Below are 14,278 nucleotides of genomic sequence, written 5' to 3' on the forward strand. Positions count from 1 at the left end.
CACGACAACTATGAGCAAATTACACAAGAATATTTATATTGCTATGCTCGTTGCCCAAGGGGTCATTATTGGTTTAATCGAAAATATGATTCCTTACCCTTTCGCATTTGCTCCTGGGGCAAAGCTCGGTCTAGCAAATTTAATTACCATTATTGCGATTTTCACCATGCGTAAGCGTGATAGTTTTTTCTTGGTCTGTTTACGTTTGATTTTAACGACATTACTAGGCGGCACACTTTCGACCTTTTTCTATAGTGCCAGTGGTGCCTTATTAAGTTATTTCGGCATGTTACTTGTCAAGCAGCTGGGGCCAAAACGGGTCAGCATTATCGGGATTAGTGCCGTTGGTGGTTTCTTACACAACGTTGGTCAGTTGCTAACGACCTCTTTCTTTGCTCATTCGTGGGCGCCGATGCTGTACTTACCATTTTTATCTCTGTTTGGGTTACTTTCGGGGATTGCCATTGGGATTGCCGCTAATTATTTACTACAACATGTCCAGACGTTACGAAAATTCCAACTGAATTATGAACAAACAACGAAACATAAGTGGAGTCAATTTTTCTAATTGAAAACCTGTCCGCCACAATTAAAGGAGTCATCTTATGAATATACATCCTATGTGGAATACCTATCCTACGTTATCAAAAGAATTAACAACTACTCTTCGCTTGATGGAACAAGCGGTTCAAATCGATAATCAAGAGATTCAAGCTGCTGTCCATGACATGATTCATTCTGGCGGCAAATTGCTACGTCCAGCCTACCAACTGTTGTTCTCTTATTTTGGTGAACAGCGGGACCCTAAAAAGGCGACAGCGTTAGCGGCTTCCATTGAATTACTGCATACCGCCACGTTAGTTCACGACGATATTGTCGATGAAGCTGATACGCGTCGTGGCTTGCCAACATTGCGTTCGCGCTTTGGAAATAGCACAGCCGTGTATACAGGCGATTATCTTTTTGTTTGCTGTTTCAAGCTCTTATCTGATTATTCTTCTTCATTAAAAAGCATTCAATTAAATTCGCGCAGTATGGAAAAAGTCCTGACTGGTGAGCTTGGTCAAATGGACAATCGCTATAATTTCGAGGTAACGATTGACCAATATTTAAAAAACATTTCCGGGAAAACTGCGGAACTGTTTGCGCTAAGTTGTTTTGTCGGTGCCTATGAAAGTGGCACCTCCCAACGTTTTGCCAAACGTTGTGGTGAAATCGGCGAAAATATCGGACTGGCTTTTCAAATTATTGATGATATTTTGGACTATACACAAACTGCTGACGCTATCGGCAAACCCGTCTTAGAAGACGTACGTCAAGGCGTGTATTCTTTGCCCTTGATTTATGCACTTGAAGCCAATCGTGAAGTCTTGTTGCCACTTTTAATGAAAAAAGAAACCTTGACCGATGAAGAAACACAGGAAATTTATCGTCTTGTCCATGAACTAGGTGGCGTAGAAAAGGCCCAACAATTAGCCACTCATTACACAGAAAAAGCGCTGAAAGAAATCAGCAAACTTCCTGAAACAAAGGCCCAAGCGAAAGAACAATTGTATGAAATTACACAAACGATTTTGACAAGAGAAAATTAAAAAAGCCGCTGGATCCTATTGAGGATTTAGCGGCTAGCTTTTTAGGTGATACCTTGGTATAATAAACACGAAGAGAGCGTACTAGATATACGCTCTCGGGTAGACCGTTTAAGACGGTAGCTTTAATTGTGGATAAATAAACCCGTCAATCTTCGCTAAAAGTTATGACGGGTTTATTTTTTATCGTTTTTATTACTGATTTTGACAATTAATGTTGTTACTTATACAACTTAACTACTTTTGATGCTTCATTCCATCTCTAATTTGTATTACCTAGTGAATACATGTTATACTAATTAAAAAATGGAGGTGTTAGCTATGACATCAACAAAAACAAGAAAACAAGGAAACTCATTAGTTATAACAATTCCTGCTACTTTAGGAGTTAAAGAAGGGGAAGAATTTGTTATTCTTCGCAAAAATAATGGCTCCATCGCATTGATTCCAAAAGTAGAAGATTTTTTTGAAAATACTGCTGAAGGAGAGTTTTATCTTCCTGAATTAGCGATTGATTATTCACCTAGCGGAGGAGAAGTTGATGGGCTATAAACCAACTCAAAGAGATATTGTTATTATCGACTTTGCGCCTTCTAAAGGTTATGAAATCAGAAAACGACGACCTGCTCTCGTAATGAGCAAAGACAGTTACAATATTTCAACAAATTTAGTTATTGTCTGTCCAATAACCTCGTTGGATAAGGAACGTCCTTTTCTTGTCCCTATTTATAGCGAAAAACTTCATACCTCCGATAATGCAGTAAGTAAAGTGAATACACTCCAAGTCTATTCACTCGACTATACAGAACAGGCACAACGCAGAATAAAATATGTAGATACGTTAGACGAAGAAACATTTTACGAAATTGCTCAAAAGTTTTTACAAAACTTTTCTTTTGCTGTTTAATTCGGCTTCAACTGAACACGCATATATGATTTACTATTCGACTTTTCCGTTTCAACTTGCTATAATAAACACGAAGAGAGCGTACTAGATATACGCTCTCGGGTAGACCGTTTAAGACGGTAGCTTTAATTGTGGATAAATAAACCCGTCAATCCTTGCTAAAGATTATGACGGGTTTATTTTTTGTCGTTTTTATTACTGATTTTGACAATTAATGTTGCGAAAGCAATCGCAAGCATCAATGCTTCAAAGACAGTCACTGCTATTCCTTTCTAGGGAAAGAGCAAACAAGCAAAAACATTGGCAGTCCCCCTTTTTTTGAGAAATTGCCACCGTCATAAACTTCCTACTTGTGTAGTATAACACATTTGCACCTTCCTAGAATACGCTTTCTTTTTTATTTACTATTCGACTTTTCCGTTTCAACTTGCTATAATAAACACGAAGAGAGCGTACTAGACATACGCTCTCGGGTAGACCGTTTAAGACGGTAGCTTTAATTTATTGGTTAATAAACCCGTCAATCTTCGCTAAAAGTTATGACGGGTTTATTTTTTGTCGTTTTTATTACTGATTTTGACAATTAATGTTGCGAAAGCAATCGCAAGCATCAATGCTTCAAAGACAGTCACTACTATTCCTTTCTAGGGAAAGAGCAAACAAGCAAAAACATTGGCAGTCCCCCTTTTTTTGAGAAATTGCCACCGTCATAAACTTCCTACTTGTGTAGTATAACACATTTGCACCTTCCTAGAATACGCTTTCTTTCCTGATTATTCAACAGCCGCTTTCTTTTGTAATAAAAATCGCGCACCGTTTACTGGGATAAAACGATTTAGCCAACTAAAATTTTTTAGACTAACCAGACCGACCATCTTTTTTGATGGTCGGTCTGTTTAGTCTATTGCTCCGCCCTTACTCCTTCTCCGACAATGCTCGCCAGACATCAAATGTTTGTTTTAAGCCTTGGACATTATGAACACGTAAAATTTCTACGCCTTGTTGTGCTGCATACAAGGAAGCAGCGGCTGAGCCAAAATCACGGTTGGCTGGTTCTGGTTCGTTCGTTAAAGCGCCAATAGTTCGTTTGCGAGAAACGCCGTACAGTAACGGATAATCTTGGTAGCGAAAGGCGTTAGGATCTTTTAACAGTTGAAGGTTTTCTGCGACAGTTTTATGAAAGCCAATCCCTGGATCGAAACAAATTTTTTCTAAGGAAAGCCCATATTTTTGGCATTGTTCAATTTTTTCTGTATAAAATTGGTGTAACTCTTCTTTTAAAGAAAGGGATTGGTGTTTTCTGGAATGCATAATCACAACTTGGACTTCAGGATATTGTGCGAGGACTTCTACCATCCCCGGAGTGTCTAATCCTTTGATGTCATTAATCATTGTGGCGCCAGCTTGGATCGCGGCTTCTGCTACTTCGGGATAGTAGGTATCCACAGAAATCGGCGCTAGAGAAGTCTCACGTATTTTTTTAATTAACGGTAATACTCGGTCTGCCTCAACTTGTGGAGAAACTTCTTCGTAGCCAGGACGTGTGGATTGGCCGCCAATGTCTAAAATATCGGCCCCCGCTTCTAGTAGATGAAGCGCATGTTGATAGGCCACGTCGACCGTTGTATAGCTACCGCCATCAGAAAAAGAGTCGGGGGTCGTGTTGACAATCCCCATAATTTGGTAATTCTTTTTTAAATCAATCATTGTCACATTGCTCCTTTATCTGCTGAATCATCTTTCGTAAAGCCCGCATTCTAGGACTTATCTTCATTCGTTCACTCGTGGACAACTCCGCTAAGGTTTTGCCTCGATCTGGTAAATAAATAATCGGATCAAAGCCATAACCACCTGTACCGCGCGGTTCAACTAATTCACCAGTCAAAGTGGCTTCCGTTTGCAACAGTTTGTCGTCGTCGAGTACATAGACCAACGTGGCTGATAAGGTTAACTCTCGGGTCGACTGTTGCCCTTCAAATAAGTGCAACAGTTCGCGGTTCTGTTCTTCCGGATTGGCTGAATGGAAAAAGCGGCTTGTATGAATACCTAATAAATCAGGAAAAGCAGTTAACGTTAAGCCGCCATCATCACCTAACACTGGGCGGCCAATTAATTGTTGGAAAAAGCGAGCTTTTAGATAAGCATTTTCAGCACACGTAGTGCCAGTTTCTGCAGGTTGTTCTTGACTGGTTGTATACTTTCGATAAGAGACAAGTTGAATAGCGGGGTCCTTAAGTCCTGATTGCATTTCTTTTAACTTACCTTGGTTATTCGTGCCAACAATGATTTCCATTTTCTAACGTATCTCCATTAAAAATTGATTTTTCCACTCTTGTTCTTTAAATAGTCCGGTAAATTGAAATGTTTTGGTGCTACTTTGTGGTGTTTTCACGCCGCGCATCGTCATACACATATGTTCCGCTTCAATGGCTACTGCAATGCCTTTGACGGGAATATTTTCTTGGAGTTTGCGGGCAATTGTCACTGTTAAATCTTCTTGAACTGTGGGACGTTTGGCACAATGTTCTACTAATCTTGGTAACTTGCTTAGTCCCAATACTTTGCCACCTTCTGGCAGATAAGCGACATGTACTTTTCCATAAAATGGCAATAAATGGTGTTCACACATTGAATAAAAGGCAATATCTTTTACTAAAACCATTTCGCCTTCATTTAAGCTATCAAATAATTTATAATCATCAAATTCAGGTTCGGTTAATCCACTAAAAACTTCTGCATACATTTTAGCTACGCGTTTGGGTGTATCAATGAGTCCTGCCCGTTGAGTATCTTCCCCCACTGCTTCTAAGATTGTGATAACTGCCTGCTCAATTTGCGCTTGTTTTTCCTGCTCCATCTCTACCATTCCTTTTCGCTTACTCGCACTTCTTCTTGATTGCCACTGCGCTGAATCCACGTAGCTATTGGCGCGCCCAATAGTTGTTCCTCTGCGTAAACATCACTTAAGGGAATCAAAACAAATGACCGTTTTGTTAATTCTTGATGAGGAACTTGTAAGTGGGGCAACGCGACTGACTGTTCCCCTAATAATAAAATATCAATATCAATAATCCGCGGACCCCAGTGAATTAATTTTTTACGTTTCATTGCTTGCTCAATCCCTTGGGTAACAGCCAATAACTCTTCAGCGGTATAGCTAGTATCAATTTTCAATACGGCGTTCAAAAAATCATCTTGGTCTGTATAGCCGTAAGGATCCGTTTCATAAAGTTTTGAAGAAGCCACGACCTGAATCTGCGGGTCTTCGTTTAAATAATTGCGGGCTTTCACTAAATTTGCGTATGGATCGCCGACGTTACTACCTAATGCTACATAGCCAATCATCTATACTTCTCGCTCCATTTCAATTTCAATATTGTCAAAAAGGCCGGGCATCGGCACACTATATTTTCTAATTTTAATGATAATTTTGTTCAATTGTTCTTGATAATCTGCGGAAATATCATCTAAAATAGCACTCGCTAAACCTTCGATTAAATCGTACGAGTGATTGTTTACTCGTTGGGCAATCAATTCATTCACTTCGGCATAATTGACAGTTTGAGTGACATCATCTGTTCGCCCTGCCTCAGCTAACGACAACTGCATTTCAAGGTCGATTTCTACTTGCTGTCCTAGACGTTTTTCTTCTGCCAAAACACCATTTTTTGTGAAAAATTTCAAGTTGTTGATTCTAATTTTATCCATCCTCTAACTCCCTACCCTCTGTTTTGCTGATTTTTTTAATCATAGCATATTTCTTGGAAAAGTCAGTAGTTAAAAGATGGAAAAGTGGTTATTGGTATGATATAAAAAATTACTTTTTACCAATCAAATAGTATAACTCGTGTATTCAAAAAAGAGCGTTGCTGATGCAACGCTCTTTTTTGGGGTTTATTCGCCTTTTATCGCATTGTTACAAATTCTTCTGAGCCTGTTGGATGAATCGCAACAGTATTATCAAAATCAGCTTTGGTCGCGCCCATTTTAATAGCGACTGCAAAGCCTTGTAGCATTTCGTCAACACCGATGCCGATGCCATGCAAACCGACAATTTTTTCTTCTTTGCCGACACAAATTAATTTCATGTCGCATTTTTGACGGTATTCTCCTAAAGCGAAATACATTGGCGTAAAGCTAGAGCGATAGATTTTCACTTGGTCTTCACCATATTCTTCAAGCGCTGCTTTTTCCGTCAAGCCAATTGTCGCAACTGGTGGATGGGTAAAGACCACCGTTGGTACCAAGTTATAATCCAAATATAAATCGGTTTGTCCGTTAAATAAGCGTTCAGACAGGCGCCGACCAGCGGCAATCGCAACTGGCGTTAAGTCGATTTTCCCAATGACATCGCCGACTGCGTAGATACCATTTTGCGTGGTATTTTGGAATTTATCTACTTTGACGTAGCCTTTTTCATCAAGGGCTACTTTCGTATTTTCTAAGCCTAATTGATCCGTGTTCGGCTGACGGCCTGTCCCGAAAATCACGGCATCTGTCGTGATTGATTCACCATTTTCAAATGTAATAACGTACTCATTCTGCGCCGTTTTTTCAATTTTAGCTGGTGTTGCATTCGGATGAATTTGCATGCCCATTTCTTGATAGCGTTCTACGACTTTTTCAGAAAGCATGTCATCAAAGCTTCGTAATGGTCGTTCATGACGGAAGGCCCAATGTGTTTCTGCGCCTAAGCCATGTAAAGTTCCTGCTAATTCGGCTGCGATGTAACCCGCACCGACAAAGACCACACGTTTTGGCATTTCTTCTAACGCAAAGAAGCCGTTTGAATCTAAGGCATATTCTTCTCCTGGAATACCTAGTTTTTTCGGACGACCACCTGTCGCAATTAGAATGTGCGGCGCCGTATATTCTGTCCCATTGACTTCAATTGTTTGCTCCCCAGTAAACGTAGCGTAACCATGGATACGTTCAATGTTGTTACTGTCTAAACCACGATTATACGCACCATGTAAGAAGTCAATATATTTTTCACGATTTTCAACTAATTGTTTAAAGCTAAAATTTTTGATTTCAACATCAAACCCATAGCCTGCTGTGTCTCTTTCCATCATTTCCATCATGCTGCTGGCTTGCCACATGACTTTTTTAGGCACACAACCAACGTTGACACAGGTCCCACCAATTTCGTTGCCCTCAATTAAAAGGACGTTGGCTCCGTGCATTCCTGCGCGGTTAGCAGAAGCAATCCCGCCACTACCGCCACCAATAACAATATAATCATAGGTTTTCATTTATTCTGGCTCCCTTTCAATTTGAACTTTCTCCTTTATTATCGCAAAAAATAGCAAAAAAAGACAGTCGTATTACTTACTTTTGTTTAGTTTTCTGCTGCTTCTGTTTCATGGATTCGTTCCGTAAAAGCACTGGGGGAAAGGAATTCAATCGTAGCATTGTCGAAGGAAATTCCTAAATCTTCTTTCGTTACGTTTGGATTCATTGTAATGACATAAAGTGTTTTGCCTAAGGAAAGTGCAATCCCAATTTCTAAATAACTTAGTCGGTCAAAGTCACCATTAATAAAAACGTAGGTTGCTTCGTGAAGATACCGTTTTATCACTTCAATATCTGTAAACATTCCGGTTTGAACACAATCTGCTAACCCGAAGTCCACACCCCCCGCACAGCCATGCTCATCTTCAAACAGCTGAGGATCTACCAAAAGGTCCGTTTGAATACGAGGGTTTTGACCAATTTGGTAGGCGAATAATTTAGCCATAGTTATTCCTTCTTCTTTTTGATTACTTGTTAGAACGTAATAATTCAAGAACAATTTCTGTTTTGTCCTGCTCCGTTTGAATAGCTGTTCCTAATATCTTTTCTATTTCTTCTTTAGGTAATTTAAAAGCTTGATTTAGTTGACTTGCAGGAATGACTTGGTGCTCTAAAATCATGTGGTAAACTTTTTGGAAAACTTCTGGCTGTTCGATAGTCAGTTGTTCATCGTAAGGCTCTTTCGTTTTCCATTTATTTTTAGCAATTCTTTTATTTAAATAGAGACGTTGATCATCATTAATTAACGCTAATGTGTATGTTTTTTGAATCATTGATTGAAGAGAAACTTTCCAATACTTTTTCAAATCAATATAGTATTCTAACGAAATAGACAAGAGCGAATCAGAAAAAGCCGCTGAAGGAAGGAGAAAATGCGCAGCAAATAGATTTGCTTGATACTCAATAATGTTCTTTAATTCTGTTTGCGAATACTCATGAATACTTTCAACACCGTTGTGTAATAAAATATGTCCTAGTTCATGCGCCACGTTAAAACGACGACGGACAGCAGATTCATGATTATCTGTGAGCATAATAAACGGCCGACCAATCATCCAACGCGAAACCGCATCTAGTGTTGGATTGGACATGTTGGCTTCTGAAATAATCACACCATTTTGTTCAGCCAACTGAATGAGATTAGGGACTGGCGAAATCAAGTCTAAGCCCCAAATTTTCCGTAATTCCTCAGCCTTTTTCACAATTTCTTCTTCTGTGATTTCATAAATACTCTTTTCAATTAATTCTGGTAAACAAACTTTGGGAAAGTTCACATATGTTGCTAATACTTTATACACTTCTTGCACATATTTTAACCGCTCTTTTTGCATATCTCTTACTTTCTTCGTTGCCGCACTTCGGCTTCTAAAAAAAGTTGCGCCTGAATACAATTCAAATGTATCTGCTGAAAAGAAACTACGGGGAAATTGTAAAACAGAAATTAGTTTTAATATGCTATCTGCTTTAGGAATTGTTTTTCCCGATTCGTAATTCGAAATCATTTGCCTAGATAGCTCTGCTTTCTCGGCTAATTCTTTCATTGTTAATCCTCGTGCAATGCGAGCCGAAGTTAATTGCTTTGGATTAAAAATCAACCTCTCGTTCATTTTCTAGTCCTCTCCTTATCAGTTCGTCAGCGGTTGACGTAAAAGTCAAATGTAGGTCCTTACGAACTTCCTCTGGATTTTTTAAAAGAACTGGTGCCTGCGTAATATCAATTTGGTCAATCCAACGACCAACTCCAATATCTGGTAACCCTAATCGAACAAAACGTAATTGATGATTCGATCCGCCATAAGTTAGTAATAAGAATGGCGGTTGATTGGCATCATAATACTCATTTAAATCTTCTGGTTTGTCAAATAAATTATACTGCTTATTTAATAAGCTCCCACGATTTCTAAATAATGCCTTTTTAGGAACTGAAGCTTCTGATAAAACTTTCGCTGGCGTTAAAATTGCGCCTTTGGTTTCAATCATTAAGTACGTATGACCATTGACATATCGACTACTAGCTTTGTCAGCTATTTCATGTGGGATTGCTGATGAAGTTAACACTTGTTTTAAACCAACATCAACCAATCCATGCCGAACGTGTCCCCAAACTTTTTTCATTTCTGCTCGTTGAAAAATAGATTCTCTTTCTGTTAGCTCCATTAAGTAGCGATATGCTTCTCTTATGCTTAACGATAAAACACCAACCATTCGTGCATCACAATTTCTTTTTAAATGTTCTTTTAAAATACTCATTATTTTCTCTCCTTTTTTCATAACACCCCAACAACATACCATGTTAACATTTTGCCTTTTCTAAAAAAATATGTCAACACAAAAAAATGAACTTAGGAAGGTAAGTCATTTCGACTTACCTTCCTAACTCTGAATTTTAAAATAAACGGCGAGACAGATATAGCTTCTTCTGTACTCTTCAGGATAAAACTTCAATCGACAGCCCTAGCCCGACCTCATATTTCAAATAACTCTTCTTATAACTTTTGCTTTGCACTGGTCCTCAATACATATTCCCAACCACTTTTACTCGTAAGCGGGTTGCATTTTCTGGATGATAGGCGAGTGGTGTTTCTTCCACCTCGACTAACTCGATTGTGCCAGGGACTGCACCCGCAAGTTCAGCTTGTTGGACGGCTTTTTCTTGGGCATCAGTCAACGCCGCGTCTCGTTGGATTTTTGAATAAACATAAATTTGTTCGTATTGTCCGCTAATCTGAGCGATAGAGGCACCGATGGCATTCGCCACTGCTCCGTTTTCGTTGCGAATTAGCGCTTTAACGCCTGTCAATTCTTCGGGGATGATAATACTCCCACCACCAACTAAAACGACCGTCACGTCTGCGGAACTGGTCTTCATGCGATCAATCGCTTCACTGACCAATTCGCCAATTTTTTGGTACACTTTTTCCGCAAACGTTTGGTCTAAATGAGCCACTTTGCTAGGATCACCGACTTGGGCATGGCCTAAGCGAACCGCGATATCAGTGGTCGTTAATTGTGTGCCGCCAAAAACAAGGGCCTCTTGTGTAATACGGTAGCCGACACTATCGGGGCCAACTGTCACAGAACCATCTGGTTGTTCACGCACTAGACTGCCGCCGCCGACACCGATTGACACGATATCTGGCATTCTAAAATTGGTCCGTACCCCGCCAACATCAACGGCCAGTGAAGATTCTCTTGGAAAGCCATCCACTAACACGCCAATGTCTGACGTTGTGCCACCAACATCTAAAACAACCGCATCTTTCAAACCAGCTAAGTAAGAAGCGCCACGAATACTATTGGTTGGTCCACAAGCAATGGTTAAAATAGGAAACTGTTTGGCATACGTTAACGACATTAACGTACCATCATTTTGACATAAGTACACTTGGGCGTGATGAATTTTTTCTTGTTCTAAGGCTTGTTCAAAGCCTTCGCTGGTCACTTTAATTACTTTGTGCAACGCAGCATTCAAAATTGTCGCATTTTCCCGTTCAATTAAACCGACAGACCCAATCATTGAGGAGCAAGATACAGGAACATCTGCCCCTAACACTTCCTTCGCAAGTGCTTGGACAAACAATTCTTGGTCATTTTTTAAAGAAGAAAAAACGCCAATTACTGCGATTGCCTCTACTTCTCCTCGCCAAGAGGCCAAAATCCCACGTAATTCTTCTTCGTCCAGTGCAGTCAATGGTTGTCCATCATATTCGTAGCCGCCATGTGCTAAAGCATACGTTTCTGAAAGAGTGGCCACTAAATCCTTGGGCCAAGCTGTGTAAGGCAAGACCGAAGCGGTTGCTGGATAGCCCAAACGAAGGACCCCAACTTTTGCTAATTTTTTTCGCTCAACAATGGCATTCGTACATTGGGTCGTGCCCAACATTGCATGTGTGACTTTGGTTGGGTCCACTGCTGATTCTGCCAAGACTTTATTTAAGGCGCCGGCAATCCCTGTTTGAATATCATCGGTTGTTGGAACTTTCACTGAATGAATCAAGTTTAATTGATGATCTAAAATAACAGCATCTGTATTTGTGCCGCCGACATCGATACCGATTTTATACATTTATTTGTCCTCCTTCGCTACTAAGTTTTCTAGTGGTTGATAATCCATTTCGTAGCCGAAATACCGAGGACCCACTGTTTCGATACCTTTTTTCGTTCGCCAAGCGGCATTCGCTTTCAAGCCCATTACTTGGACACGTTTGCCGTATTTCAAGCTTTCTGTTGTCACAGGCGTTAAAGTTTCTAAATCTACCATACAAATCAAATCAGGCGTCATCGCAATCACCTGACCATCTTTCTCGGCAATTAAATTTTCATTTTGAAAATGGACGACTGCTTCTGAACCAGCATCACTGTTTAAGCCACTCAATTTGACACGTCCCAAATTGAAGCCACCTTTTACTTCTCGTTCTACATCTAGAATTTTTCCTTGGAACAATTCAAAGCCATCCGTAACTTCTACTAATGCTTGGCGTTTTTCTTGTTCATCTGCATAGGTACCTCGAATCACTTTGCCAATTTCTTCTGATAATGTCACGATGTTGTGAATACCATAGTCTTGTAATTGTTTGCCTGTCGCGGGATAAATGCTCACTAAAGCACTGGCGCCCATTTCAACCGTTTGAACACGAGCAAGACGTTCTGTCCAAGTATTATCAATCGTTTCCATAATGCCAATATTTCCTTTTTCATCGGTAATTGCCATAGGGGTCGCTGACATCCCATTCAAATGGAACGTTACCATAGGCAATTCTGGAAAGGCCCGACCCATACCATCACAATCCACCAAGGGAATGCCTAGCTTCGCTGCAACAACAATTGGAATCATTGAATTGACGCCCCCAGCTTCCATTGGAAAGGTTCCCGCAATCGTTTCTTGGTCTAAATATTTTCCTAACTTCTCAAAGACACGGACGAATTCGTCGCCTTTGGGAAATTTTTCAATTGCGACAGATGGGGCACCCATCATTGCGGCGGGTAGGAAAAAATCCTCCGCGGCAATTTCTTCTGGAGAAACCAGTTTGACAGGTCCGTTTTCTTCGATGGCGGACAAAGCCATCATTTTACCAATGTAGGGATCACCGCCACCTCCTGTCCCTAAAAAAGCTGCTCCTGTAGCTATATTCTCAATTGCTTCTGCATCTAAATAACGCATTCTCCGACACTCCTCTTCTTCATTCCATTTCTAATGATTCGGTGTTCGTCTGTTGACGTTTTGCACCGAAATAATAAATAACAAACGATAAAACAATGCCAATTAGCGGTTGGTTAGGCAATTGAGGGGCATTGGGAAAGAAACTCATAATCACCGGAATGCCCCCCACTGCAGCACCAATTAGCCATGAAAAAACACCTAATTTATTCACGCCAGGCGTTGGCTGCCATTTGGTTCGATCGCCTTTGTTAATCAACCAATAGGCAGCAATCATTACACCAGCCACTGGTGGCACCATCGCAGAAAGGACGGACATAATCGGCGTAAAGTAATTTAAAATCCCCACAACTGCTAATAAGGTTCCAATGGCGCCGGCCGCACCGACAGCGACTTTTTCTTTTTCTTTTGGAATATCAAAGACATTAATCAAGGCCAGTCCGCCAGAAAAAGCATTCACGGCATTCGTGGTCCAAGTTGCTAAAATTAGCGCAATAATTCCTAAAACTGGAAAACCGAGATTCATAAAAACTTCCGTGATATCTGCGGTGTTCGAAGCAATGGTCAAGACCGCACCAACGCCAATCATCAACAAGCCTGTCGGTAAAATCCCTAATGTGGCCGCTTTAACCACATCTTTACGAGAAGAAACATATTGAGAGTAATCTCCAGCAATTACTGCGCCTAATGCAAAAGAACCGACAGTCATTGAAAGACCTGACATAAAGCTTCCTGCTGTTTGAGGTGTATATTGACTAACAGCTTCCCAACCGTTGTTTCTTAACGAAGCCACCAAGCCATAAAGACAAACCAGAACTAACACAGGAACCGCAAAATAATTCAGAATTTTCAATATTTTTATGCCATAAAGAGCCGAAATAAGCATGATAATTCCCCAGATTAAGGAAGAAAGCGACACAGGTAAATCAATGCCGTAAATTTTTAAAAAGTTCGTGAAGGCGCCGCCGCTGACATTGGCTTGCAAACCAAACCAACCTAAGCAAGCAATCGCTAGAATAATAGAAATGATCTTTTGCGAACCTTGAATGCCAAACACTTGAGAAGCGACTTTGACAGAAGGTTCTTGTAAGTCGGAACTTTGAATTCCTTGTAAAATCATTAAAATAACAATAATACCGTAACCAATAAATCCTGTTAACAAAGCTTCCCATAAAGGCATGCCTGCAACTAACGTTCCTCCAATAATTAATCCTGGCACGCTAATCATTGCGCCCGCCCAAACAAATGCTAAGCTAAGCCACGATTGTTGTTGCTCGTTTTTTAATTTCATTCTCATTCCTCCTTAATTATTTTTTCAATTATAACGAA

16 protein-coding genes are annotated in these 14,278 nt (G+C 40.2%); 4 read left to right on the forward strand and 12 right to left on the reverse strand.

The window, feature by feature from the left end:
* Positions 1–10: 10 nt before the first annotated feature.
* The 4 genes from IGL13_RS12825 to IGL13_RS12840 all read left to right on the forward strand — a co-directional run bounded on the left by IGL13_RS12825 (position 11) and on the right by IGL13_RS12840 (position 2,496).
* On the forward strand, positions 11–568 hold the full coding sequence (locus IGL13_RS12825; RefSeq protein ID WP_002354743.1) for a Gx transporter family protein: 558 nt from the start codon (positions 11–13) through the stop codon (positions 566–568).
* A 37-nt stretch (positions 569–605) separates the two neighbouring features.
* A complete protein-coding gene (locus tag IGL13_RS12830; RefSeq protein ID WP_002354740.1) occupies positions 606–1,592 on the forward strand; it encodes a polyprenyl synthetase family protein in 987 nt (328 codons plus the stop codon).
* Positions 1,593–1,895: 303 nt separating this feature from the next.
* Positions 1,896–2,141: a type II toxin-antitoxin system PemI/MazE family antitoxin gene (gene mazE, locus IGL13_RS12835; RefSeq protein WP_002385128.1), complete on the forward strand. Its 246-nt coding sequence runs from the start codon at positions 1,896–1,898 to the stop codon at positions 2,139–2,141.
* On the forward strand, positions 2,131–2,496 hold the full coding sequence (locus IGL13_RS12840; RefSeq protein ID WP_002370162.1) for a type II toxin-antitoxin system PemK/MazF family toxin: 366 nt from the start codon (positions 2,131–2,133) through the stop codon (positions 2,494–2,496). The genes mazE and IGL13_RS12840 overlap by 11 nt, the downstream gene beginning before the upstream one ends.
* A gap of 915 nt (positions 2,497–3,411) precedes the next feature.
* On the opposite strand, the gene folP is transcribed toward IGL13_RS12840, so the two are convergent.
* From folP to IGL13_RS12900, 12 genes are all read right to left on the reverse strand, one after another.
* Entirely contained in the window at positions 3,412–4,203 is a 792-nt protein-coding gene (gene folP / locus IGL13_RS12845) for a dihydropteroate synthase (protein WP_002401758.1), read from the reverse strand.
* Complete coding sequence (locus IGL13_RS12850) at positions 4,196–4,789, reverse strand: non-canonical purine NTP pyrophosphatase (protein ID WP_002360924.1); 594 nt, start codon at positions 4,787–4,789, stop codon at positions 4,196–4,198. Before IGL13_RS12850 ends, folP begins: the two co-directional genes overlap by 8 nt.
* Before the next feature lie 3 nt (positions 4,790–4,792).
* A complete protein-coding gene (gene folE / locus IGL13_RS12855) occupies positions 4,793–5,362 on the reverse strand; it encodes a GTP cyclohydrolase I FolE (RefSeq protein WP_002399300.1) in 570 nt (189 codons plus the stop codon).
* Complete coding sequence (gene folK / locus IGL13_RS12860) at positions 5,356–5,841, reverse strand: 2-amino-4-hydroxy-6-hydroxymethyldihydropteridine diphosphokinase (protein ID WP_002378871.1); 486 nt, start codon at positions 5,839–5,841, stop codon at positions 5,356–5,358. The genes folE and folK overlap by 7 nt, the downstream gene beginning before the upstream one ends.
* Positions 5,842–6,204 (reverse strand): dihydroneopterin aldolase, encoded by a 363-nt coding sequence (gene folB, locus IGL13_RS12865; protein ID WP_002354733.1) that lies wholly within the window; start codon positions 6,202–6,204, stop codon positions 5,842–5,844. It abuts the gene before it with no gap.
* 197 nt (positions 6,205–6,401) lie between these two features.
* A complete protein-coding gene (gene gor, locus IGL13_RS12870; RefSeq protein ID WP_002354732.1) occupies positions 6,402–7,751 on the reverse strand; it encodes a glutathione-disulfide reductase in 1,350 nt (449 codons plus the stop codon).
* A gap of 86 nt (positions 7,752–7,837) precedes the next feature.
* Positions 7,838–8,236 carry a hypothetical protein gene (locus IGL13_RS12875; protein WP_002378872.1) on the reverse strand — a complete coding sequence of 133 codons (399 nt, stop codon included), beginning with the start codon at positions 8,234–8,236 and terminating at the stop codon, positions 7,838–7,840.
* Positions 8,237–8,258: 22 nt separating this feature from the next.
* Positions 8,259–9,398 (reverse strand): helix-turn-helix domain-containing protein, encoded by a 1,140-nt coding sequence (locus IGL13_RS12880; RefSeq protein WP_002365444.1) that lies wholly within the window; start codon positions 9,396–9,398, stop codon positions 8,259–8,261.
* Positions 9,376–10,041: a hypothetical protein gene (locus IGL13_RS12885; protein WP_002354729.1), complete on the reverse strand. Its 666-nt coding sequence runs from the start codon at positions 10,039–10,041 to the stop codon at positions 9,376–9,378. Before IGL13_RS12885 ends, IGL13_RS12880 begins: the two co-directional genes overlap by 23 nt.
* A 262-nt stretch (positions 10,042–10,303) precedes the next feature.
* The gene (locus IGL13_RS12890) at positions 10,304–11,857 is read right to left on the reverse strand and encodes a hydantoinase/oxoprolinase N-terminal domain-containing protein (RefSeq protein ID WP_002378874.1); all 1,554 of its coding nucleotides are present in this window, start codon (positions 11,855–11,857) and stop codon (positions 10,304–10,306) included.
* Positions 11,858–12,952 (reverse strand): DUF917 domain-containing protein, encoded by a 1,095-nt coding sequence (locus IGL13_RS12895; RefSeq protein ID WP_002354727.1) that lies wholly within the window; start codon positions 12,950–12,952, stop codon positions 11,858–11,860.
* A 19-nt stretch (positions 12,953–12,971) separates the two neighbouring features.
* Positions 12,972–14,246, reverse strand: a complete 1,275-nt coding sequence (locus tag IGL13_RS12900) for a cytosine permease (RefSeq protein WP_002354725.1) — start codon at positions 14,244–14,246, stop codon at positions 12,972–12,974.
* Positions 14,247–14,278 lie beyond the last annotated feature (32 nt).

It is taken from the genome of Enterococcus sp. DIV1937, assembly GCF_050535975.1.
GTDB lineage: Bacteria > Bacillota > Bacilli > Lactobacillales > Enterococcaceae > Enterococcus > Enterococcus faecalis.